At 47.3% G+C, this 22402-nt stretch carries 20 protein-coding genes; 3 read left to right on the forward strand and 17 right to left on the reverse strand.

Features of this window, described 5'->3' with window-relative positions:
- Window positions 1-14: 14 nt before the first annotated feature.
- From ACKI5J_RS13560 to ACKI5J_RS13615, 12 genes are all read right to left on the reverse strand, one after another.
- Window positions 15-1019, reverse strand: coding sequence for a DUF5106 domain-containing protein (locus ACKI5J_RS13560; RefSeq protein WP_407430018.1), 1005 nt, complete (start codon window positions 1017-1019; stop codon window positions 15-17).
- A 66-nt stretch (window positions 1020-1085) separates the two neighbouring features.
- Window positions 1086-2282 carry a clostripain-related cysteine peptidase gene (locus tag ACKI5J_RS13565; RefSeq protein WP_407430019.1) on the reverse strand — a complete coding sequence of 399 codons (1197 nt, stop codon included), beginning with the start codon at window positions 2280-2282 and terminating at the stop codon, window positions 1086-1088.
- Complete coding sequence (locus tag ACKI5J_RS13570; protein ID WP_407430020.1) at window positions 2254-3057, reverse strand: peroxiredoxin family protein; 804 nt, start codon at window positions 3055-3057, stop codon at window positions 2254-2256. The genes ACKI5J_RS13565 and ACKI5J_RS13570 overlap by 29 nt, the downstream gene beginning before the upstream one ends.
- A gap of 191 nt (window positions 3058-3248) precedes the next feature.
- Window positions 3249-5915, reverse strand: a complete 2667-nt coding sequence (locus tag ACKI5J_RS13575; protein ID WP_407430021.1) for a hypothetical protein — start codon at window positions 5913-5915, stop codon at window positions 3249-3251.
- 12 nt (window positions 5916-5927) lie between these two features.
- Window positions 5928-6842 (reverse strand): FimB/Mfa2 family fimbrial subunit, encoded by a 915-nt coding sequence (locus ACKI5J_RS13580; RefSeq protein ID WP_407430022.1) that lies wholly within the window; start codon window positions 6840-6842, stop codon window positions 5928-5930.
- A 120-nt stretch (window positions 6843-6962) separates the two neighbouring features.
- Window positions 6963-8234, reverse strand: a complete 1272-nt coding sequence (locus tag ACKI5J_RS13585) for an Mfa1 family fimbria major subunit (protein WP_407430023.1) — start codon at window positions 8232-8234, stop codon at window positions 6963-6965.
- Between the two features lie 63 nt (window positions 8235-8297).
- Window positions 8298-9962 (reverse strand): DUF3575 domain-containing protein, encoded by a 1665-nt coding sequence (locus tag ACKI5J_RS13590; RefSeq protein ID WP_407430024.1) that lies wholly within the window; start codon window positions 9960-9962, stop codon window positions 8298-8300.
- A gap of 117 nt (window positions 9963-10079) precedes the next feature.
- Window positions 10080-10946: a helix-turn-helix transcriptional regulator gene (locus ACKI5J_RS13595; RefSeq protein ID WP_407430025.1), complete on the reverse strand. Its 867-nt coding sequence runs from the start codon at window positions 10944-10946 to the stop codon at window positions 10080-10082.
- Between the two features lie 481 nt (window positions 10947-11427).
- Complete coding sequence (locus ACKI5J_RS13600; RefSeq protein ID WP_407430026.1) at window positions 11428-12486, reverse strand: tetratricopeptide repeat protein; 1059 nt, start codon at window positions 12484-12486, stop codon at window positions 11428-11430.
- 79 nt (window positions 12487-12565) lie between these two features.
- A complete protein-coding gene (locus ACKI5J_RS13605; RefSeq protein WP_407430027.1) occupies window positions 12566-13771 on the reverse strand; it encodes a hypothetical protein in 1206 nt (401 codons plus the stop codon).
- 37 nt (window positions 13772-13808) lie between these two features.
- On the reverse strand, window positions 13809-14654 hold the full coding sequence (locus ACKI5J_RS13610) for an isoaspartyl peptidase/L-asparaginase (RefSeq protein WP_407430028.1): 846 nt from the start codon (window positions 14652-14654) through the stop codon (window positions 13809-13811).
- Window positions 14654-15562 (reverse strand): cyanophycinase, encoded by a 909-nt coding sequence (locus ACKI5J_RS13615; RefSeq protein WP_407430029.1) that lies wholly within the window; start codon window positions 15560-15562, stop codon window positions 14654-14656. The genes ACKI5J_RS13610 and ACKI5J_RS13615 overlap by 1 nt, the downstream gene beginning before the upstream one ends.
- A 121-nt stretch (window positions 15563-15683) precedes the next feature.
- Between ACKI5J_RS13615 and cphA the strand changes: the two genes are divergently transcribed.
- Window positions 15684-18320, forward strand: coding sequence for a cyanophycin synthetase (gene cphA / locus ACKI5J_RS13620; RefSeq protein ID WP_407430030.1), 2637 nt, complete (start codon window positions 15684-15686; stop codon window positions 18318-18320).
- A gap of 102 nt (window positions 18321-18422) precedes the next feature.
- Here the strand turns inward: cphA and ACKI5J_RS13625 are convergent, their stop codons facing one another.
- Window positions 18423-18602, reverse strand: a complete 180-nt coding sequence (locus ACKI5J_RS13625) for a hypothetical protein (RefSeq protein ID WP_407430031.1) — start codon at window positions 18600-18602, stop codon at window positions 18423-18425.
- Window positions 18603-18613: 11 nt separating this feature from the next.
- Here ACKI5J_RS13625 and ACKI5J_RS13630 point away from each other — a divergent pair, with 11 nt between their 5' ends.
- The gene (locus ACKI5J_RS13630; RefSeq protein WP_407430032.1) at window positions 18614-18772 is read left to right on the forward strand and encodes a hypothetical protein; all 159 of its coding nucleotides are present in this window, start codon (window positions 18614-18616) and stop codon (window positions 18770-18772) included.
- 176 nt (window positions 18773-18948) lie between these two features.
- Here ACKI5J_RS13630 and ACKI5J_RS13635 read toward each other — a convergent pair whose 3' ends face one another.
- The 3 genes from ACKI5J_RS13635 to ACKI5J_RS13645 form a co-directional block, all read right to left on the reverse strand.
- The gene (locus tag ACKI5J_RS13635; RefSeq protein WP_407430033.1) at window positions 18949-19533 is read right to left on the reverse strand and encodes a carboxymuconolactone decarboxylase family protein; all 585 of its coding nucleotides are present in this window, start codon (window positions 19531-19533) and stop codon (window positions 18949-18951) included.
- Window positions 19534-19610: 77 nt separating this feature from the next.
- Complete coding sequence (locus ACKI5J_RS13640; protein WP_407430034.1) at window positions 19611-20156, reverse strand: peroxiredoxin; 546 nt, start codon at window positions 20154-20156, stop codon at window positions 19611-19613.
- A gap of 119 nt (window positions 20157-20275) precedes the next feature.
- Window positions 20276-21094: an N-acetylmuramoyl-L-alanine amidase gene (locus ACKI5J_RS13645; protein WP_407430035.1), complete on the reverse strand. Its 819-nt coding sequence runs from the start codon at window positions 21092-21094 to the stop codon at window positions 20276-20278.
- A gap of 68 nt (window positions 21095-21162) precedes the next feature.
- On the opposite strand from ACKI5J_RS13645, the gene ACKI5J_RS13650 reads away from it, so the two are divergent.
- The gene (locus tag ACKI5J_RS13650) at window positions 21163-22023 is read left to right on the forward strand and encodes an aldose 1-epimerase family protein (RefSeq protein ID WP_407430036.1); all 861 of its coding nucleotides are present in this window, start codon (window positions 21163-21165) and stop codon (window positions 22021-22023) included.
- 76 nt (window positions 22024-22099) lie between these two features.
- Here the strand turns inward: ACKI5J_RS13650 and ACKI5J_RS13655 are convergent.
- Window positions 22100-22402: hypothetical protein (locus tag ACKI5J_RS13655; protein WP_407430037.1), on the reverse strand; the 303-nt coding region annotated here is incomplete at its 5' end.

The following is a 22402-nucleotide window of genomic DNA, read 5'->3' on the forward strand; positions in this document are numbered from 1 at the left end:
AATAGAACCTTTTTTCAACTAGCTGAATCATCAAGCAGGTAGTTCGCTATTTGCCCAAACCCCGCATCTTTCAGCAGTACCGTTTTATTCTTGTCCAGCAGGTAAAGCGAGGGTATTGCCCGCAGGTCGTACACCACATCCTGTCTGAACTTCCCTGTGGGGTCGCAGGCATTGATCCAGGAAGCGGGAATCTCCGAAACGTGTTTTTGCCACAGCGCGATATCCGTATCGGGATAAAATGCAAGTATGCTCAATTTCCCTTTTTGCAATAAATCCGCATACAACGGCGAGCCTTGAATGGCTTCTTTCATTTGCACGCAAGCGTGGCATTCGGGGTTATTGAAAAATACCAGTGTGAAATCGGTTTTTAAATCGTACAGTTTGCCCGTTCTCCCCGTTGCGGTGGCATAACTGAAATTGGCGGCTCTGGTTCCTGCCCGGTTTTTCAGGATCATTTTCCGGACAAAAGCCGGGCGTATTCTATGGGGTTCATCGGTGTGTTTGTCCGCAAGGATGTATTCTACCACTGCCAGATAGCATTCCTCATTCCTGAAAGGGGAATTGGGTTCGTAAAGGTATTTCTCGAATTGCCCGCAGAAGTAGCCGTACATCGCGCTGTCCGCTTCGCATTGGGCAAGTAACGCCCAGATAGAGCGGTTTACCGCGGAGTTTTTCACCCGGGGCAGCAGGTCGACATAGTCGGCAAATGCCTGTTCGGTCACTTGTGGTAAATGGATGAGTGTGGTATCCGAAAAATCGAAATTGTCCCAATAATGCTTCACCAGATAGTCGGCACGCAGAGCCGGGTCAGTCAGCGTGGCGGGGATTTCAGGCAAGGTGAACCTCTTTTGCACACCCTTTTGTTGCAGGGATGACACTATGGCTGCCGAATCGGAACCGCCGGAGAACAACAACATTGCCAGCAGGAACCAGATGCTCATGCATCCCGCCAGAATCACCGTCCATATGGCAATAACATCCCATTTATACCTGTTTTTTAAATTTGTAATCCGTTTCATTGTTTTGCTATTAACATCACCCAAAAATCCCCTGAAGGGAGCTTTGGTAAGTGCGACTTTCGTTTATCAATGCAATTGCTTGTACCATTTCAGCTCTTTATAGGCTTCGTTCAGGTTCGGGTACTTCTCCTGCGGAATATAGGTGGTCAGCCCGCTGTGCGATTTCACTTCAAAACCACCGTAGGAAGGCATGAAATCGGGTGTTGCCACTTTGTACACCACGCATTGCGAAAGGGCGGTTTGCAGTGAATGGGCATCCAATACCAATCTTTCGAAATAATCTCCGAAGTCAAAGAAGAGGCTGTTATTGCCCCGGTCGAACGATTGAATGCACGCATGACTGCGGCCTTCTCCGTGCTCCGCAAATTCGTTTTCACCCTTTAATAAATGCGCTCGCAAGGCAGCGGCCAATGCGTCCAATCCTTTTGTTTGAATGACACTCAATGTCAGCGAAGCATAATCGCCGGAGCGTGTCCGGTAGTCGGCTTCAATGGCACGCACAAAGCCCGTTAGATCGGCCACAGGTTCAAAGAGCAGCGGTAAAGCGGTAGAATAGCTATTTGTAAACCCGGGTGAAGCGATTTCCGCAGAGGACGCCACGATGTAATCCGCTTTGTCTTTGAGTTCCCACGCCACTTCGATGCCGGCCATAAAACAGGCTTCGAAGATGATGAAGTCGAACATCCCGTCGGGGATGACGGCGGCAAAGGCGGGCAGTTCCATTTCAGCGCGGTTGTCTATCACGATGGAGCGAAGAGCAGGTGTGCCGGAACGCAATGCCGGGGTATGGTAAGTATGTTCTGGTAGCCAGCCCGAAGCATGAGAAAACAACACCAATCCGTAGCTCTGCGACGGATAACGATCTGCTACTTCCCGCAGTACCGAACCGAAAACGTCGGCATCGGCTGAATTGCTTGGTTCATACTCATTGATTACCCTTACGGTGTTTACTCCGTTTTTTTCGGTAACGACTTCCGAAAGAGACGGATTTGCATCCCTGGTATCCTGATAAATCAGCAATCGGCAATGGCGACCGATGCTGGCGGCCTGCAATTGCCCAACCTTTTCTGCAACTTCATACGAGAGGTTATTATCACCCCCCATATAACAAAGTACCGTGCGCAAGGGGATTTCATCGGGTGGAATGCAGGGTTCTTCTTTTTCGCACGAGGAAAAGACCAGGCACACGCACAGCAGGAACGATAGCGCCCCAAGGCGATTCAAACCAGACGCTTTAATGATAGGCTGTTCGGCTGATCTCATTATTTTTTATAACCTTTAAAATTTCCTTAACAGTTCCGTATTGATCCACTACTACACCTTTATCATTAACTAAAAACATGGTTGGAGTCGATGCCACACCGTAGGTATCCATGTCGGGAGTATGAAAACCCTTGTAGTCACACAATTTATCCGGCCAGGGTAGCGTAGCGGCATATTCATCCCATGTCTTCGGATCGGTATCGGTAGATATCGTAACAATACGCACACCCGACTTTTGCAATTCCTGGTATTGCTCTTTCAACTCCCAAATCATATCCTGACAGGTGCGGCAGGTGCTTTCGTGAAAGAGTACTACCGTAAATGTATGCTGCTTTGCTGATGGGACAAGTCCGTCGATTTCCGGCGCTTTCGTGCCGGGAAGCAGTATGGAAGTGAGCAGGCGCAAGCTTATCTGTTCCTGCCCGCTAACTTCGATTCCATATACGAGCGCGGCAACATGTATCGCTTCCGTTTTACGACCGGCATCTACCAATGCCCGGCAAATAGCTTGCACCACAGGGCGCAGGCTATCGGGCGAAGCAATGACGACGCTGTCGAGAATCCGCTTGGTCTCGGCGAGCGAGCCTTCGGGCGACACCGCAGAAACAACCCTTGCAGCTACAGGGGCGAATGGGTCAGAAGCAACCGGATGTGGGTCGCCGCACGCCGTGAAAAATGGCATAAGCACGAACAGCCATCCACACCTATACTTCTCACCCAGCCTCCTGCTACAGAAAAGTGGCTGCTGACGCCAATAGCCCTTAGCTACACGCATTAGCCAAATCCCTTTTGGGAAATTTAGGGTTGATAAATATAGAGAGCACCGTTTCATTACAAATAGCATAACCTTTCAACGAAACACCTTCCTGGTACAAGGGGACATTGTTGGTGTTTCCAACTCATTTTCTATAATTACCTGTATAAATGCCATTTTTAAAGTCTCGTTAATAATGGATCAAAGAGTCGCTATTCCTGTACACAACGCACACTGTACCAGTCGTCGCTAATGAACACGTACGGCCCAGCGAGCATACTAAAGCTGCTGTAGTAGCTGTAGGGGTCTGATCCAGTCCACCAGTAGCTATGTCCACCCCAGCTTTCCCACTTATTACTATTGCCGCTGTAATAGCCTGCAAACGCAGAAGTCGCGTTCCACCACTGCCCGATACCGGTTTTAGACGAACCTGTTTCAGTTTTAACTGTGCCAAACTCCGCGTTTACAGGTAAACGCCAACCATCAGGGCAAGCACTATTTGCCTGATCCCAGGTGTAGTAATACCCTCTTGCTCCTTCAACAGTATTTTCGTTGGAAGTATTTGTTGTTCCTGAATATATTCCCTCTTTCGAGTTCTCCACCATCCAACAACGTTGATCGGCACCTGTTCCGTAATAATGTGTCAGGTATTCATGGTTACCGATCTTTTGTTTAATCGGAATACCGTCAGTACCACAAACCACACCTTTAATAGTGAAAGTCACGTCAGTCATCTTTCCGCTCGGGTCGGTAAGGACGAGTGTGGCTGTTTTACCGTTTTTGGAGCCATTCTCAGCTTTGACAACTTTGAAGTTGATGGTATTGCCGGGCGACAGTATAGTAGAGGTATTGTATCCTCCCGACTGCGACATATCCAATGTCTCCAATATCCCATCGGGATCAGACAGGCTACCCGGCTTGATGGCCCACGTCGTATTGCTGCGAACGGTAAACGAATAACTACTGCCGTTCAACATGTATTTATCGGCCACATCAACCAGCGTATTATAAACCATCTGCCGTAGGAAGATGCTCTTTGATTCATAAGCTGCACCATTTGAAACCGAATAATCAATCTTTGAAGTCCGTTCCGGAAACGGATTGGAGCTTAAGTCGGCTGCTGTAAGGGCTGCTGGCTGTATATGGTATGACATTCTACCGTTTACTCCCGATACAACAGCTGTTGCAATCACACTCGAGCCTGGCTGATAGGCAAAAGGCGGATTGAAACCTACCGGTGATACGGAAACAAATAGACTGGCGGCTTTCGGTGCAAAATTTACCTGAAACTGTTGGGCTGCGGGAGCCACGTCCGGAGCTGCCACAAATACCAGTTCCGTAATTGCCTGGCCGTTCAACGGATTGATGATGCTAAGTCCCATATCCACTGTAAGGCTCTGGTTGACCCTGACCGTATAGCGCATCCGTCCGGCGGCAATAATCACATTTGCCGACCTCATATGCGCTGTATTATTTTCCCCGAAAGTCAAGTAAGGGCTTGCCTTCACGTCTTTCGCCCCGCTGGTGGCAGAAAGGGACAGCCAGCTGACCGGAGTTGTACCGTCAGCTGCATCCACAACTTTATCAATCTTCCAACCTGTGGGATAGTCCGTAAAGATGGAAAGGACATTGGTCCCCTCATTCCCGGATTTCGCTTCACGCGAAAAATTAAACTCCACCGGGCCGACACTCAACGCATATTGCCCATTGAAGATAATGTCGCCGATACCCCCGTCGTTCCAATCGGTAGCCTCAGCTTCTATATTAGTCGCTTTGGCGTTAAACGCATCATCGGGAGTGTCGTAGCCCCTGCCCGACACCTTTATGATATTCATCCGGTAGTGGTGGTTGCGCAGGATGTCACGGAAATACGTATCCGTTGCCTCCTTTTTCAGGAAGTCGAGGCGGTAATAAGTTGTTCTCGTATCCGTGCCGTAGGTTCCGCCCACCACCACGCAGGTGGCTTCAGACGATTTGTCTTCGGTGGTGCCTTTGGCTTCAAACAGATAAATTGTACGTTCAAAGAGTTTATTCATCGACGCCGGAACGGTATAGGCCAGCGGGGTGGTCTGGCTAATATTCCCCGCGGGGAGCGTGGCGGCTTTTACCTGAGTACGAGAAGCCAGGTTGGCCGGAGCAGGAACGATCTGGCCCTTGTTCTTGCTGTTGTAAATATGCACTTCGTCCAACTTGAAATTGGCAGCGGTCAGAACATCCGTCCCTAACACCACATCCAGGCGGGCAATGCCGCGCACGATACCCACACCTGTAATTTGTGTGGTGGCATCGTTTACCACCTGGCTAACCTCTCCCCACATCGGGAAAGGGGTAAAGTTGGCGGGATCGCTATTGTCATTATTGGCATTCCAACTTCCGGCATTGCTATACACCAGGGCGGGATCCTGGAGCAATACATCTTTGTCGGCACCCATCCTTCCCTCCGGATGGAGCGACTCCACCTGAGCACGCACGTTGGCAAGGATCACAAACGTCTGAGCGTCAGCGCTCTGCTGAAGTGTCACGGAAAACTCTTTCACTTCATTTTTCGCATAACCGGGTTTACTCACAATTTGCGAACCCGACACCTGCGCGACGTAAGCCAGTTCAAAACCTGAGGGGTGCTGTGCATCCACCGGCACGGGCTTGAAAGCCAGGATATCGATGGTTTTCACTTCGTTTTCGTTAATCTCTGTGATGGCGTAGGTAGCTGGACTGGTATTCGCGTTGGGCATTTGCAGGGCAAATTTCACATGGACTTCTTTGCCTGTTATCTTCCCGGGATAACCTTCGTCCATATCATCCGCAACACAAGAGGTCAATACTGCCACCGCGGCTATGAGTACATAGGAGATACTCCATCTTGTTTTGAACCATTTCATATGTTGTCTATTTTATATCAAAATAATTTCTCCGTTCTCAATCACTAACCAACCGTTGACCATCACATCCACACTGGCATCGGTATGAAATTTCAGCCGGATGTCAAAATCGTGGGTGGTGGCAAAGTCGATAGTACCTGCGGCATTAATCAGCTTTACGAGGTCTTCGGTAAAGAGCACTGTTCCTTCCGTTTCGTTGTAAACGGTCAGTTGCGGGTGACGGTCGGCACCCAGGCGCAATACCGTGAGCGTGGATTGGAGTTGCCCCTGCGCGTCTTTGCCGCACAAGGTGGTATAATTGAAATTTACATCGGGTGCAAATGAATTGTCAAAGTTGTATTGTCCGTTGTTGTCCGTAATGGTGAAACGAAAAGTATCGCCGGATGAAGGAAGTCCCTCGGTGCTGAGGTTGATTGTATTGTGGTTTTGCACCAGCGGCATGACCACCATTTGCTCACGGACTGGATCAATGTGGCTTATCTTGGCCGCGTGGAACAGGGGATGCAGTCCCGCGGGAATGTCAGACGAAAGATGTTCGAGGACAAGCTTTGCCTCAGCGAATGTGGTTTGACCCACCTTGAAAACGGCAGGTGCGGCAGCATAGCATTCGTGCATTCCGCCCCAGGCTATAAATTGGTAATCGCCTTCGGGAAGGCTGGAAATAGTGATATAATAATCGGGACTTAGTTGGGGCGTTTCATCGCTCCATTGACTGAGGAAAATGCCTTGCTCGTCGAACACAAAAAGATCGATCCGGTCTACTTCCGCCGGATTGATGCCTTTCGGGGCATACGTGGATGCATATGAAAAATAGACCTTGATGCCCACAGGCGGACAGTCCGAAAGATCTTCCTGGATACAACCTGCAAAAAGCAGCGGCAGCAGCAGGAATCTGAACAGGCAAGTTCGTGCGGATAGCTTCATCATGAATAATTTTTCTTTGACAAATTGAATTCTCTATGGAAGCGGGGCCCAATTGTCGCGCTTCCATAGAGAATTCAATGTTGATTACCTCTGTTCCCTTTAGGGATTCAGGTGTTATTCAGCTTATTCTAACTCGTAGTTGTCTGAAATTAGCGTCCAGGGCAATACTTCGAGGTTACACGTCATATCGGTTGGAATTTTCACCGGATCAGTGGGGTTTAACGGGTCAGGAGTCGGGTTACCCGGAGCCACAATCTTGGTGATGGTAGCCTTGAAGAATGAATTACGGATGACATTGTATTTACCTTTTGGGTTCAGGAACAGGGTAAAGTAGCAATAGCCATTCGTGTATTCAGGGCTCTTCACTGCTCCGTCCGCAGCATGCAGGAGCACATACGCATCGGCTTCCGAAGAAACGTCGAAGTAGTTTTTCGTCCCATCATTCAGCGATACCATCCAGAAAGTAGTTCCGATGACCGGTGTGCCGGGCTTCACTGCACCTGTACCGTCCAGATATTGGCCGGGAACGAAACGGGCACGTACCGAAGCGTAAGTCACTTCTTTTTCCAACGCAAGTTTAGACGTGTTTTCTGTAGCATACTTGGCAGTCAGATCAATATTATTCGCAACGGAAGCCGAATTGATGGCCACGTAATCGCTGAATGTTTCAAAATCAGCAGCTTCATACGTATCCCAGTTCGGGTCTTTGACGTTACTCATATCAAGGAATTTGAAACGGTACATTTTCTTGTTGGACTGTCCAATGCAGAATTCCAGATTGGAAAGGACGCCACCGCCCGAAGCAAGACTCAATGTGCCGGATGCCTGAACAGCCACTTTGGCAACCAGACGTTCCACCCGAACAGTTACGGTATTAGCCACCTGGTAAGAGGCGTCGGTTGGTGTTACCAGTGGAGTATTTCTTTCATCCGCACTGAACATGGCAAAACCGTTTGTGCTGCTTGTCAGGTTTGCAACGGTCGTGTTTACAGCTTCGGTCAGTTTGCTGAACGATTGACCTATAGCCATCTGGAACTCAGCAGGGAGGTTGACACCCACATAGATTCTCTTAAGCCCTGTGGTGGTAGTCAATTTCTTGCTAGCGACGTACAAGTCTTTCGACCCGGATGCCGTTTGTGTGAAATCAGCCGCTACCAAATCTCCTCTGGATACCAGCTTATTGGTGGCATAATCAAAAATAAATACGCTGACTGTTTTTACCGCTGCTTCGTCAGCCGTGGCGTTAGGGTCAGCCGTCCCATAGGTGCCCGGATTCTCAAAAGAAATCCGGAGCTCCATCGTGGTAGGTTCACCTGGTGTTACTTTTCCGCCACCTACTACATCCTCATCGTTCGAACAGCTTGAAAAACCCGCCATCAAGGCGACTGCTGCCATTGTCGTTGTTAAAAACTTTACTCTCACTTTCTTTTAATTTTAACTTTAGTCGATTATTCTCATTTATTGTAATGATTCTTGTTGTTTCTTCATCTCCCCGGCGTTGCTGTCCGCTTCGCGGTTTCCGGCAGCACCTGCCTTGCTAAAATATCCCGTTGCTTTTGCTGTTTCACCTTTCAGGCAACAGAGTACGCCCATATTGTTGTAATAGGCTGCTTGATCTGCCGGAGCCATATCTTCTGCCGAGATCCTGTTCAGGTAAGCTTCTGCCGACCGGATGTCTTTGCGTTCCAGGGCCGCGGCGGCAACATTGAGGTTGGCGATATGGCTTGCAGGGAAAATTTTTGCAGCCGTTTCAAAGACTTCGTTGAACTCGTCTGTACCCTTTTGATAAGTTTGCGCAATCTGGAACATCGCGTTCAGCGATAATTGTCCCGGACGGGTCTTGAATACTTCTTTATACTGTTCCACTGTGAAAGGAGTCACGGTATAGCTTAACTCGCAATATGAACGGCACAGTTGCGGGAACAATTCTGCGAGCATTTGGCGGAAAGCCGCTCCACCGGCCAGCGTTTTGAGTTTCCGCTCCCGTCCGTCGGGCAAATCTGCCGAGCGGATGATGGAAAGGATTTCACCAGCATTCGGCATACCGGAGTTTTTCACCAGCGAATCGAGCGTTATCCAGTCTTCTCCCTTGCCCGCTACAGTAAACTGGCTCTCCTGGAATCCATAGGTGGAACGGATATGTTCCTTGAGCGCTACGGCACGTTTTTGAGAGAGGCTTACATTGAATGGGTAGCTGCCTTCGGGAGAAGCATATCCGGTGATGGTCATACCGGTAATGGTGGCATGGGCATCATTCTTCACCGATTCAATCAGCGTATGAATTTTTTGCAGTTCTTCGGCATTGTTCTTAAATCCGCTTACAATCGTTGATTTTCCCGCGGGAAAATCCAGATAACCCTGGCCCGCACCGCTGCGTTCCTTCACCGTTTCGAATTGCGGAATAATGTAAGATGCCAACAGTTTAGGCTCGTAAGGGATTTTAAGGTCTGCTTTTAGCGGCTCGGGAACATACACCGGTTCAACGACGGAAGCCGTACTTTTTTTTTTACTGATAGTATAGACCAAGGTAACGCCTGCCTTGGTGGCGCCGAAATAGTTTTTTGTTTCACTGCCGAGTTTCGTTCCGCAGCTTTCGCAGGTATATTTATCGTAAGACAGATAAGCATAACCGGCGCCTACGGTGGCTTCCATGCCCCAGCGGTGCGAGAAATCCCAGCGGTAGCCGTACGATACACCCGCTCCGGCGAGCCAGCCCTCAAAGCGGTGCCGGTTCATATATTCCGTAAAGGGAGGATGGTCCAGATGCCCTACATTATAATAGGCGTAATGGGCGTGAAGTCCGAAGAACGAACCGTTGAACGTCTCTTTTATCCAAAGGCGAAATTCCGGCTGCACAAGGAGGTGTTTCCACTTCTTGTTTTCAGCGAATGTCCACGGGTTATAATTAAACGGAACATCGATCGAAGTTTTGCCGCCCAGCCTGAATTCCGCTCCCAGGTTGATGGTGCTTGTCGCATCGTAGAACAAATTGGTTTTGCCCCCGGCGGTGGGCGTAAACCCGTACCAGTTCCGCTGGGCATGACAAAGGGAACTGAATACCATGCCGATGATCAGTAAAGGGCACCTAAAGTTCATATATATCTCTCTTTCTTTTGCTGCCATGATGTGTCCATCATTCGTTAGTGACAGACAGTCGTTTTTAACTATCAGTCCAGTTCAGCAAAAGTAGAGGGTCAATTCTGATAAAAAATTACCATTTCTGTGCTATAGTTTACCAAATCAATCCATTTGTTCCCTCTTCTTTCTGATCTCTCCCGGATTTATCCCGAAAATCTCCTTACAGAAGCGGTTTAGGTGCGATTGGGCGGTGAAACCGTATTCTTCCGCTATCTGTTTGAGCGGTTTATTCCCTGAATACACCTCGGAATGTATTCTCTTCGCTTTTCCCTCCAGCATCCACTGGTAAGGCGGCATCCCGAATACAGATTTGAATTTCTTGTTGAACTTGCTGACTGTCATGTGCATGGAATGGGCTAACTCCTGCGCAGTATGGTATTTATGGTAGTTCAGGCGCACTTGTTCCGAGAACAGGGTATCCGGACTAAGGATCAGCGAAAAGAAATCGTGAAGACTCTCCTTTGAATAGTACACAAACAACAAGATAAAGAGTTCCTCTATCTTGGTGTTAAAGTAATTCGCGCACCTTAAACCGTCTGATATACAACCATTCAGCCCCTCGAGGAAATGCCATATGGGCGGCAAAATTTCCAGCGCAGTAACCGATTCCGGCTTTTCCATTTCCTCTTGCGGCCGCGATTTGGCCAATAATTGTTCCACAATAAAGCCTTCGCACAGCTTCACATTCCTGTGCAGACGGATGACCATCACCACGCTGTCTTTAACGGCTTTGTAACGGAACAGCCCGCCGACCGGCAAAAAGACAAAGTATCCTTTCCCAACCAGTTTTTCGGGATGGTCCCGGAATCTAAACCGGATTTTGCCCTCCATCTCAAAGACAATTTCATTGCGCGAAAAAGTCATTTCATCACTCACTCCGCGGGCAAGATGCCGCACCTCGATCATCGGCGATTTCGAATTCTCATAATGGAAACACCGCAAGTGTTCCTGCAAGTTCATTATTTCCATAACGTACTTATGTATATTGGTTTAATCCTTTGTTTTACGAATGGTTCGCAAATTGGCCCAAAAAATGCGGCGTTTTTGACTGTAAGTCGCTATCTCTTACTGGTTTAGGTAAAAACAGCACGCCATCCGGAAAGCCTGCTGTTTTACGAATGTATCCAAATGGCTTTTCATTTCATTCTATCCCACTTCATTACATTCCTCTGCAGAGCTTTTAGCTCCTTTGATAAGGGTGGTCCGTCACTAGTGAGTGCCAGATGCCTTATCATCACTCAACTACGATACAAACGTAGAAAAATCCGGGAATTTCCAAGTATAACCCGGTGATTTTTAATAGCTGCCCGTCATCATCTGCAGCCTTGACAGACAATTATGCCGGCAGGTAGGCATAAAAAAATCCCACCGCTGGTAGACGATGGGACTGATGTAATAGGTTCAAAAGTATTTCGCGGTAGGTTTTTCCGCCAATCAGAAGATTAATCGGCTATAAAACCATGCCCTTAACCAGTTTTTCGTGAAGTCTGGCATACTCATCCAGAGCGGAACCCGCAGCTGAGTAGTTTCCCATCATGCTGTAGGTTTCACCCATATCTCCCTTAATCTCCACCAGCTTAACCATATACTGATTTTGAATAGCAAGAGATTCAGCTTTTTTATAGTCTACAAGCGCGTCTTCATGATCCTCCAGCGCATTTTTAACCTCTGCGATATGGATCAGACTACCTATCAAGGCCTGCTTATCGTTCAGTTTCTCCGCTAAATTGGTCGTCTGGATACAAAACCATTTTGCTTCTGAATAACGTTTCTGATTGTAATATAGCCCGGAAAGCCCCTGAAAGCATTTCATGCGACCTGCCTTATTTCCCATGCGTGTAAACAGAGGCAGCGCCTTTTTGATAATATAATACTCCGCATCCTCATGCTTGTTAACCGACAACTTGTTTTCAGCCAGCTGAAGGTAGGTTTCGGCCACCGCATGATTTTTATTCATCGACCTGTACAGCTGGATCACCGTTTCATTTTGCGCGATGGCTTTTTGATATTCTCCGGATAAGCGGTAAAGCGCAGCCAGATTAGAGGCGATGGCAACCATACCCGGCTTGTCATTCAGGTTCTCTTTTAACCTGAAGGCTTCATTAAAATAAAATATAGCCTGCGGAATATTACCTTTTTTACCGTAGTGTACGCCGTAAGTGTTTAAGATCAATGCCTGACTGCGCTGGTCATTCAACTGCTTATAATCTTCAAGCAATATTTTCAATGCAGGCAGCAGGTTTTCATTCGGTTCCTGCGATATTTCCGTCTGGTTAAGAAGCGAATGAAGCATCAGCAAATTGTTATACTTCACCAGATCCGCAACATCTTTATTCTTTTTAAGCAGTCGCTTACCGATCATCTGCTTGTATAAAAGTGCAGAATCCACAGGTGGCGATGCGTCAAAGTACACCGGCCCAACCATCTTCACATGTTTGTTGATCAAGGAATCCCCCTCAGTTGCCCACACTACACCATTAGCAATCAGCATGATTGCTAATGCTCCCATTATTAGTTTTTTCCCCATATGCTTTCTAGAACTCTTTGCAAAGATAGAGATATAACTAATTAGATTACAAGTTATTGCCTTATTCTTTTTTTCTTTTCAAAAGGAATGCACCGAGCAAGATGAGGGAAAAGATCGCCGCCGCGATCTCAAGTGTATAGTTTTTTTGCTTTCGCGGCGCTTCTTCAGAAGCCACTACCGGAGCAACAGGCTCATGAGGAACAACCTGGGCCGTATGCGCCGATTCAGCCTGAGAGGTCATCATACGGCTAACAGAATCTGTCAGCTTCACAGAACCACGCTCCGAACTTTTCGCCGCAATTTTATTACCAGTACGGGAATAATAGTTGGCATACCCGTCCTTCACGTCAGCCATCAGGCTCAGGTTATTCAGCCGGGCAGCGATAGCACTCGCCTCTTTCAGATCCCGGGCAGCCAAAGAATAATCTTTTATCGCCACCTTCACCCTGGAGAGGTTTACCAGAGACACCACCACCCCTTTCTCATCATTCAGGTTACGCGCCAGCGTATTTGCCTGAATAAAGAACCATTTAGCCTCCGAATGCCGCTTCTGCTCCAGATAAATATGACCCAGCACATCAAAACAGTTCACTCGTCCAACCTGGTTACCTGCCGACCTGTAAAGCCCCAGGGCCTTTTTCAAGATCAGGCTTTCCGCCTGTTTATATTTTTTTTGAACCCTGCGGATTTCAGCGAGTTTGACGTAGGCGTCAGCCAACGTACTTTTCCCATTAGGCGCATCATACTGGTTTTCAATGATCGTGTTCAGATACCCCGAAGCCTTCTTCACGTCTTGCCTCTTCATCAATACCCCGGCAAGGATGTTGGCTGTTTTCGCAGCTTCCGCGTATTTCTGCTGGGTTTCCTGAACCTGCAATAGCAAAGTGTAGTACTTTTCAGCGTCTGCAAGTGCGTTGTTCGCCTTATAGAACGCGGCCATCGTCGCGATAGCCGCCTCACGTTTCTCACTATCTCCCGCCTTATGGAAGAGCATCTCAGCCGTAAGCAGCTCCGAAAAAGCCTTCTTGGTCCAGCCCTCCTTAAACATAATTTTGCTTAGCTCTATGCGCAGATCTCCTTCCTCTACAAGTTGCGTATCGCGGTTTAAACTAGCTATCATCGCCCTTATCGCTTTTATTTTCGCCTGCGGGTCGTCAGGAGACGATACATCGGGGACAAGCAGTTCAATCGAGTCTGTAATTACCTGACCGGATGACAAAGAAGGATGAAAAAGAAACAGGGCGATTGCCAGATACAGAACTTTCATGAAAAGATATAAACTCCTGGTATAAACCTCCTACCGATCAGAAAGTTTCAACACCCGATGAAAAGGCTGCCCAAACCATATACTTATGCGAATCCAGGTGATATATTTCGCCCCGGGCGGAGATTCCTATGATTCCGGCGAAACCGTCAAAGGCCTTAAGCTCCCCAAGTGTTTTACGGGCTGCCTCTCCGAGGGAGAGGCCGTCGGTCACGCGCGTAACGATCTTGGCCGCAACAGCACCGCTTACAATGTCTTCCCCCACACCCGTACAGGACACAGCAGCAAATGCGTTAGCATAATTTCCTGCAACAGTTGCAGAGTCACTGATCCTCCCCGGCATCTCGAAGCCTTTGCCCCCGGTTGAAGTAGCGGCCGCCAGACATCCGTTGGCATCGAGCGCAACACATCCTACAGTTCCCGTTCTAGCTGTTGCTGCACTTTTTTCCTCAAACTCTTGCCTGCGCTGAGCAGTCTCAGGATTGTAGTGTTCAACTCCGATTCCTCTGGCAAACGACAGAGCCTCCGGGCCGCCCAGCACACTGTCCTCATAATGAAGCAGACTTTGCGCTACATATACCGGGTTGCGCACATCCTCAATATTGATAACACCCGCAAACTTACTCGTGGTCCCGTCCATAATCGCCGCACTCATGCGGATCTTCCCATCGCTCTGGATCTGCGAGCCCGTACCCGCATTAAACAAATCACAATCTTCCAGCAAAGACACGGCATATGCTACTGTCTCAACAGCAGGGTGATTTTCCAGATGAGCATAAGACCGTTCCACTATTTCCCTTAAGGCATTTTGTTTGGCCCTTTTCACGTCATCGTTGGTACCCGATTCACTGAAAAAGCCCCCATGTATGATAAGCTTTGGTTTCATTAGTCGTAATCTTTAGCTTTTAAAAAGGTATCGTCCTCTATCTTTATCGCTTTGTTGATAGTGAGGGTATGCTGTTGAAGGTCGTATTTGTCGTAAATAGACATTACATGTACCTTCAAATTATCGATGGAGACAGGAGAACCGATCTCTACATCATATATGCTGGTCTCGTTAATGTATCGGCCATCCACTAAAATGGTTAGTCCTGATCCGATCGCCTCCATAGAAGTTCCCCCCGTAATCAGCAAGCCGGCATCCTCACCTAGCCCGATGCCCAGCATACCAGGATTACTGGCAACAGCATAAAACAATCGTCCTATTCGCCCCCGTTGCACAAAATGAGTATCGATAATTACATTATTCAACAGGCCGAGCCCTCCGGTGATCTGAACTTCCCCCTTCAATAACGCCTCGGAACTACTTCCCCTGTAAATCATATTGGTAGAAGCGGCAGCAGCGCCCGCTGATGTACCCCCAACGACGAAGTGATCCTCCTGATATCTTTTCTTCAGTATACGATGCAACTCCGTTCCTCCCAGAATGGCACTTAACCTCAGCTGATCACCTCCTGATAACATCACGATATCGGCTCTCTTCATGCGTTCGATCACCTCAGAAGATTTTGCCTCTTCCCGTGTCTTAATATTCATCACGTTGACAGCCCCTACCTGCAACTGATGAAACGATTTAATGTATTCGTTTCCAACAATTTCCGGAATTTTAGAGGCGGTCGTGATGACCTCTACTATTGAATCTTCGCCTTTGGCCGATTCGGTTATCATCCTTTTCAAAATTCCGCGTTCGAAAAACTTGATGTAATGAGGATGATTGATGTCTTCATTGTAGCTCAGTGAAGTCCCCAAATCCACTGCACCACCGATGATAACTAGTTTACCTTTCGGGACCATACCTGATTATTTTAGTTCACATTAATTAATATATCAAATATTTAGCCTTTTAGTTTTTTAAACGGTCAAAAACCTTTCGGTTCATTTAAGAGTTACATGACAAATTTTAATTGTCTTAGGGATGAAAATACAGAGTATTCAGGCGCTCAAAGGACCGAATATATGGTCAATCAGAAGAAAGAAGCTTATTCAGATGCGCCTGGACCTGGAAGATCTTGAGCATAGGCCAAGCAATACTCTTCCCGGTTTTAGAGAGCGTATTGAACAGCTCTTACCCAGTCTGTATGAGCATCGTTGTTCTGAAGGCCATAAAGGCGGGTTTTTTGAAAGAGTCGAAAAAGGTACATGGATGGGCCATATTATCGAACATATCTCCCTCGAAATACAGACACTTGCAGGTATGTTTGCCGGATTTGGGCGCACCAGAAGCACCAATACGCCCGGTGTATACAACGTCGTGTTTTCCTACGTGGAAGAGCAGGTAGGCGTATACGCTGCCAAAGCTGCCGTAAAGATTGCCGAAGCGCTGATCGACGGAACCGCATACGATCTCGAGAAAGATATCATGACGATGCGCAAATTGCGCGACGATGTCAGGTTCGGACCGAGCACCGGTTCTATCATCGAAGAGGCTATAGCGCGGGATATTCCCTACCTCCGTTTGAATTCCGGCTCCCTCATTCAGCTGGGTCACGGCAAAAATCAGATTCGCCTGAGGGCAACCATTACCGACCGCACAAGTAATATCGCCGTCGATATTGCCGGCAACAAGGAGGAAACCAAACGAATCTTAAATGAACAAGCCATACCTGTAGCACAGGGAATGACGATAACGACCAGGGAGGGCCTTCAAAAAGCAGTCGCCGGGCTCGACTTCCCGTTGGTTTTTAAACCGCTTAATGGAAACCACGGTCGCGGAGCGACGATCAACGTCACAAACATGAGCGATGCCGAAGCTGCCTTTGAGTATGCCCGCACAATCTCTCCCAAAGTCATTGCCGAACGCTTCATTCAGGGACACGACTTCAGGATCCTGGTGATTGACTATAAGATGGTTGCTGCCGCCATGCGAAAGCCCGCGCATGTTATTGGCGACGGACTAAGCACGGTCCGGCACCTGATTGAGAAAGAGAACAGTGACCCCAGAAGAGGATATGGTCACGAGAACGTGCTGACTGAAATCAGTGTTGACCATGATACCGAATCTCTTTTGCGAAAAAGAGGATATACACTTGACTCCATACCCACCCATGGGGAAGTAGTCTACCTGAAATCAACGGCGAATCTGAGCACCGGAGGAACATCGGTAGATGTAACCGATCTGGTTCACCCCCTTAACGTCTTCATGTGCGAGCGTATTGCCAAGGTAGTAGGCCTCGATATCTGTGGCATTGACATCATGGCCGCTAATCTTTCTGAACCCCTGAAGCAGACCGGAGGCGTAGTCCTGGAAGTCAACGCAGCGCCGGGATTCAGAATGCACCTTTCTCCCTCCGAAGGGAAGCCCAGGAACGTAGCTGCACCTGTGCTGGACATGCTTTACCCTGCGGGCAAATCGTCGCGGATACCTATCATCGCAGTAACAGGGACAAACGGCAAGACCACCACCACCCGGCTCATCTCTCATATCATCAAAAACAATGGATATCGCGTGGGCTACACCACATCCGACGGTATCTATATACATGACTCCCTTTTAAAAGAGGGTGATACGACCGGGCCTGCAAGTGCCGCTTTTGTATTACAAGACCCGACCGTCGAGTTTGCGGTCCTTGAGACCGCCAGGGGGGGTATCCTGCGTGCGGGGCTTGGTTTCGACAGCTGTGATATTGCTGTTCTGACCAATATCCAGGAAGACCATCTGGGCATTTCCGACATCAACACGCTCTCTGATCTGCAGCGGGTAAAAAGCGTATTGATTGAATCGGTAAAGAACGACGGATGGGCCATTCTGAATGCAGATGATGAGCATTGCCTTAAAATCGGTCGAAAGACAAACCATTGCCATGTAGCCTACTTCAGCACCGAAGCAGAAAACGAAGCCATTATTACCCATTGCCATAAAGGCGGAACGGCTGCCTTCGTGGAAAAAGGCTTTATTACGATCAGAAAAGGAGGCTGGAAAATTCCGCTTGTGCGTGTCGACAATATACCGGTCACCTATGGCGGAACAGTGATGTTCATGGTCCAGAATGCGATGGCCGCAGGCCTTGCTGCATACTCATGGGGATTCAAGGTCTCAGATATCCGGTCCGCCATGGAGAGCTTCCTCCCTTCCGTCGAACACACTCCCGGCCGAATGAACCTTTTCGATTTCCAAACCTATAAAATACTCGTTGACTACGCGCATAATCCAGACGGCCTGCTGGGCATAAAACCCTTTATACTGAGCAGTCCCGCATCTATCCGTACGGGCGTCATCTCCGGCACAGGAGATCGCCGTGATGATGATATCCGAAAAATGGGTCGGCTCGCAGCCGAGATCTTCGACAAGATCGTAGTCTGTCAGGAAAGATATCTCAGGGGACGCACCGCTAATGAGATCGCCAGATTACTTGTCGAAGGAGTCAGGGAAATTAGTCCCGATAAACCCGTTACCGTATTACAGAGCAGTGATGAAGTATGGGCCTTTATAACCGACAGTCCGCGTGTTGGAGAGCTAATCACGATCATCAGCAACACGGTCGAAAACGCATACCAAAAGGTAAACGAGCACTATCAAAACCTGCAGAAAACAGAGCTCAGGAAAAGCTCGTAAAACAAATAGCACCAGAAACCGTTATATTACCGAGCCACCTACTGGCTTAATTGTGATAAGGTTTAGGTTGAAGCGTCAGAATAAAGTTCTGACGCTTCTTTTTTAGTCATGTTTTCCCTTCACAAACACACTCACAAACAGGCCCGCGAACAGCATGCCCACTATCGCTCCGACCAGTGCGTAAACAAGTGACGAGGTAGAAACCCACCCGGTCAATACACCAAAAATAATAGCCAGTATAAAATATATACCCGTTGAGCTGTCTTGATTTGTATGTTGCATATGTCTTCTTTTTGAGAAAGAGAACAAAAACCGTGCAGAAGCATCAGGAAAGGACTTATAATGGAGGTAAAATCTTTAAAATAAACGGATTAAGGGAGAACTACAACTGGAACGACAACCCTATAAAAACAAACCGTCGTATGAGCATATCATACGACGGCCTTCCCTAATTACAATTAAAAACCTTTTTCCTTCGAATCTCAGATAGGGTGATTCATCCTTCAACCTATCTATTACGGGAAATCTAACAACTCGAAGGCGGTTAACCTTGTAGCTAAATTAACGATTTTATTTTACAAATAAAATCGACGGAACAAGTTTTCGACATTTATTTATAAAATATCTTTTAGTAAATCACTTTGCCGGTAGCGGTAATAAGAGAGGCAATCCGCACAGCATCAAAGATGCGCTCTTCCTTAGCACCCAGTTTAATCAGTGAATCTTCATGAGAATTGACACACATCTCACAGCCGTTTACTGCAGAAACCGCAAGGCTGATCAGTTCAAAGAATTCCTTACCCGTTATCGGCTTCATCATGATCTGCATCCTGATTCGTGCAGGTATCTGCGTATATTTTTCTTTCTGGGTGAAGTGTCTGAAACGATAGAACACGTTGTTTGATGCCAGTAGAGATGCGCAAGCGGCAGCTTCAGCGATCTCAGCAGCCGTGGCTTCGTTCTGCTCAGCAAAACGGGTATAAAAGTCTGTTAAAGGCTTGTTATTCGCATTTACAGCGATCGATACACCAATCAATCCTATTTCCTTTGCAGATAGGTGCTCAGAAGTAAGCGTGCTCGCAAAATTGACTTTCAGGTCTCTGATGTAACGGGACTCACCTTTTTCAAGTAACTCCAGGCTGGCAGTACGGTAATTGCCGTCCAGCTGTAAACTTTCTAATAGCTCCTTTATAACTTCTGTAGTTTCACTCATGACAATAAATTTGTTTTTTATAAAAAATCCCCGCAAAAAACGGGGATCTTGTAACCTATTTAATTAGAAGGATGCGCTTATGCGCTGATCGTTTCCTGACCTTTTTCCCAGTTGCAAGGACAAAGCTCATCGGTTTGAAGACCATCAAGAACACGTAATACTTCTTTCACGTTACGACCAACGTTCAAGTCATTTACAGACACCCAACGAACAAGTCCTTGTGGATCGATAATGAACGTAGCACGGTATGCTACTTTCTCAGTCGGCTCCAGGATACCCAGATCTTCAGCAAGTGATTTGGATGTGTCAGCCAGCATAGGGAACTTCAAATCGCGCAGATCGTCATGATTGTTTCTCCATGCAGCGTGAACGAATTCAGAGTCAGTTGAAGCTCCGATTAAACGGGCATCTCTGTCACGGAACTCACCGTACGCTTTATTAAATTCAGCAATTTCAGTTGGACAAACAAAGGTGAAATCCTTTGGCCACCAGAACATTACAGTCCAAACGTTATCATCATTGGTAAGATATTCAGATGTGATTGTTTCAAACTCTTTTCCTTTTTCAATGCTAACTACTGCTTTCTTCTCGAAAGACGGAAACTTTTGGCCTATTGTAATCATAATTTTTTATCCTTAGATTTATTTACATTGCAAATATAGCCCCGATTTCTTACGAAAGCAATGAAATTTCCGCAATTCATCATAGTTAATATCAATGCCATATAGACAAAATCTATAAGTTACAATCCGGTCTTTTTCACCAGGTTCTGTAAAACCGCCTTGTCCCTCGGCGTGATGACGGGACTGGTATCCGTTTGAATAAAATGAAGCTTGAAAGCTTTTATGGCCGCTACAGAATCTTTAACATGGTAGCCGATCATTCTCAAGGCATGAACGCTGTTAAAAGCAGACGGAACCGTGTCAAGCACACTATCAGGCCAGTGCCCGAAGCCGCTCTCAGACAGCCGCTGCCATGGAAAGTTCGCATTCGGATCTACTTTTCTTCCCGGAGCGATGTCAGAATGCCCGATAAAATTACCAACAGGAATATTATGTTTCTTTTTCAAGACTGTAAGCAACTGGAGTAAACTCTCTATCTGGCTGTCGGCAAATGACTCGAATCCGTTGTTATCGAGCTCGATGCCTATCGAAGAGGAGTTGATATCCGTGTTATTTCCCCACCTACCGTTGCCTGCATGCCAGGCCCTGAAGTAATCATTGAGCATATGATGCACCGTACCGTCCTTGCATATCACATAATGAGCGCTAACTTGAGTCCGCTGCAGGGTAAACGTTTTGAGCGTTTGCTCACAGGAGTTTTGGGCTGTGTGATGAATAATTACATAGTTTGGCTTCCTCAGATTAAGGTTAACCGTGCCGACCTGATAGGCAGGAACCTTTCCACCGTAATTCTCAACGGGCGGCAGCGCTTCAAGTGATCTCGCCAGGTCTTTAGCCTGTTTACGGTAAATCCGGTTGCTTGCAGCGTAGGGGTTTGATGAGCAGCCTGAATAGATAATAGAAAACAACAAAAAGGCCGGTAAGATATATTTCTTCATTTCACAGATTAAAATACTAAATACGCTATTTTTACCCGACACATAAAATATTCAAATAACAATATATCATGATAACACTAGAGAACGATGATATTAAAGTGGATATCCATCCGCACGGGGCAGAGTTGCACAGTATCTTTTCGAAAACCAACCAGATCGAATACCTGTGGAACGGCGATGCCGCTTTCTGGCCAAGACATGCACCTGTTCTGTTCCCCATAGTTGGCGGATTAATTGACGATTCATTCACTTATAAAGGTGAAACTTATCACCTGGAAAAGCATGGTTTTGCCCGCGATACTGACTTCGAAGTGGAAAGCAGCACGGCTACTACAGCGACTTTCTTATTGAAAAGCAACGAAGAAACATTAAAAAGCTATCCTTTTGCTTTTGAACTGCGGCTAAAATACAGCCTGGAAAATAATAAGGTTGCGCTGGAGTATCATGTCAGCAACCCCGACACGTCGCCCATGTACTTTTCCATTGGTTCACACCCTGCTTTCAAGGTTCCGCTGACAGACGGAGGATACGAAGATCATTCACTTGTTTTCAGCGAGGTGGAAAATGCAGATTCATGGGCAGTAAGTGGAAACTACCTGACTACACCTTCCAAATATCTGGACAACCAGCAGGAACTGAAGCTTAAACATGAGCTTTTTTACCAGGACGCAGTCATCTTTAAAGACTTAAAGTCAACGGCTATCTCTATTGTGAACAACAAGAATGAACATGGCTTAACGTATACATTTAAAGGCTTCCCATACATGGGCATATGGGCAGCGAAAGATGCCCCATTTGTATGCATTGAACCATGGTGTGGCATCCCTGATAGCATTGATCACGATCAGCATCTGGAAAATAAAGAAGGTATAATCAAATTAGACGGCCAGCAAAGCTGGACAGTCAATCAGACCATAGAGTGCTTCTGATACATTGCTGAATATCACTAAAAAGGAAGACCTGAACCCGGCATGCACGGGCGGGTCTTTCTGCTGATCATACCATCTAGGATCTGGAAGAGAACGATACCCGCTTCCCTATCGGGAAATCTGCTCTATCCCTCTCATCTGCCGTTCGTTGCTTCGTCGCTTTTACCTGCGTTTTTGTTGTTGCCTCTGTTGCTGCCCGTTTTTCTGTTGCCGCCATTTTCGTGGTGAGCTTCTCTTTCCGTTGTTCCTGATCTCGTAGCAGCCTGTTGCCTTCATAACACATTATACTAAAGGACGCTGCCCGTGTTTGCTGTTCTTCGTTAAGTTCCATATTCACCGGCCCCGAAGGAAATTCTCCCGGCTCTTCAGCCGCATAAGC

This window comes from Arcticibacter sp. (assembly GCF_045629565.1).
Classification (GTDB): Bacteria; Bacteroidota; Bacteroidia; order Sphingobacteriales; family Sphingobacteriaceae; genus Arcticibacter.

Excerpts from the sequence above, each read along its gene's own strand:
- ACKI5J_RS13560 (WP_407430018.1), bottom strand. The coding sequence starts at position 1,019 with ATGAAACGGATTACAAATTTAAAAAACAGGTATAAATGGGATGTTATT.
- ACKI5J_RS13565 (WP_407430019.1), bottom strand. The coding sequence starts at position 2,282 with ATGAGATCAGCCGAACAGCCTATCATTAAAGCGTCTGGTTTGAATCGC.
- ACKI5J_RS13570 (WP_407430020.1), bottom strand. The coding sequence starts at position 3,057 with ATGCGTGTAGCTAAGGGCTATTGGCGTCAGCAGCCACTTTTCTGTAGC.
- ACKI5J_RS13575 (WP_407430021.1), bottom strand. The coding sequence starts at position 5,915 with ATGAAATGGTTCAAAACAAGATGGAGTATCTCCTATGTACTCATAGCC.
- ACKI5J_RS13580 (WP_407430022.1), bottom strand. The coding sequence starts at position 6,842 with ATGATGAAGCTATCCGCACGAACTTGCCTGTTCAGATTCCTGCTGCTG.
- ACKI5J_RS13585 (WP_407430023.1), bottom strand. The coding sequence starts at position 8,234 with ATGGCAGCAGTCGCCTTGATGGCGGGTTTTTCAAGCTGTTCGAACGAT.
- ACKI5J_RS13590 (WP_407430024.1), bottom strand. The coding sequence starts at position 9,962 with ATGGCAGCAAAAGAAAGAGAGATATATATGAACTTTAGGTGCCCTTTA.
- ACKI5J_RS13595 (WP_407430025.1), bottom strand. The coding sequence starts at position 10,946 with ATGGAAATAATGAACTTGCAGGAACACTTGCGGTGTTTCCATTATGAG.
- ACKI5J_RS13600 (WP_407430026.1), bottom strand. The coding sequence starts at position 12,486 with ATGGGAGCATTAGCAATCATGCTGATTGCTAATGGTGTAGTGTGGGCA.
- ACKI5J_RS13605 (WP_407430027.1), bottom strand. The coding sequence starts at position 13,771 with ATGAAAGTTCTGTATCTGGCAATCGCCCTGTTTCTTTTTCATCCTTCT.
- ACKI5J_RS13610 (WP_407430028.1), bottom strand. The coding sequence starts at position 14,654 with ATGAAACCAAAGCTTATCATACATGGGGGCTTTTTCAGTGAATCGGGT.
- ACKI5J_RS13615 (WP_407430029.1), bottom strand. The coding sequence starts at position 15,562 with ATGGTCCCGAAAGGTAAACTAGTTATCATCGGTGGTGCAGTGGATTTG.
- cphA (WP_407430030.1), top strand. The coding sequence starts at position 15,684 with ATGAAAATACAGAGTATTCAGGCGCTCAAAGGACCGAATATATGGTCA.
- ACKI5J_RS13625 (WP_407430031.1), bottom strand. The coding sequence starts at position 18,602 with ATGCAACATACAAATCAAGACAGCTCAACGGGTATATATTTTATACTG.
- ACKI5J_RS13635 (WP_407430033.1), bottom strand. The coding sequence starts at position 19,533 with ATGAGTGAAACTACAGAAGTTATAAAGGAGCTATTAGAAAGTTTACAG.
- ACKI5J_RS13640 (WP_407430034.1), bottom strand. The coding sequence starts at position 20,156 with ATGATTACAATAGGCCAAAAGTTTCCGTCTTTCGAGAAGAAAGCAGTA.
- ACKI5J_RS13645 (WP_407430035.1), bottom strand. The coding sequence starts at position 21,094 with ATGAAGAAATATATCTTACCGGCCTTTTTGTTGTTTTCTATTATCTAT.
- ACKI5J_RS13650 (WP_407430036.1), top strand. The coding sequence starts at position 21,163 with ATGATAACACTAGAGAACGATGATATTAAAGTGGATATCCATCCGCAC.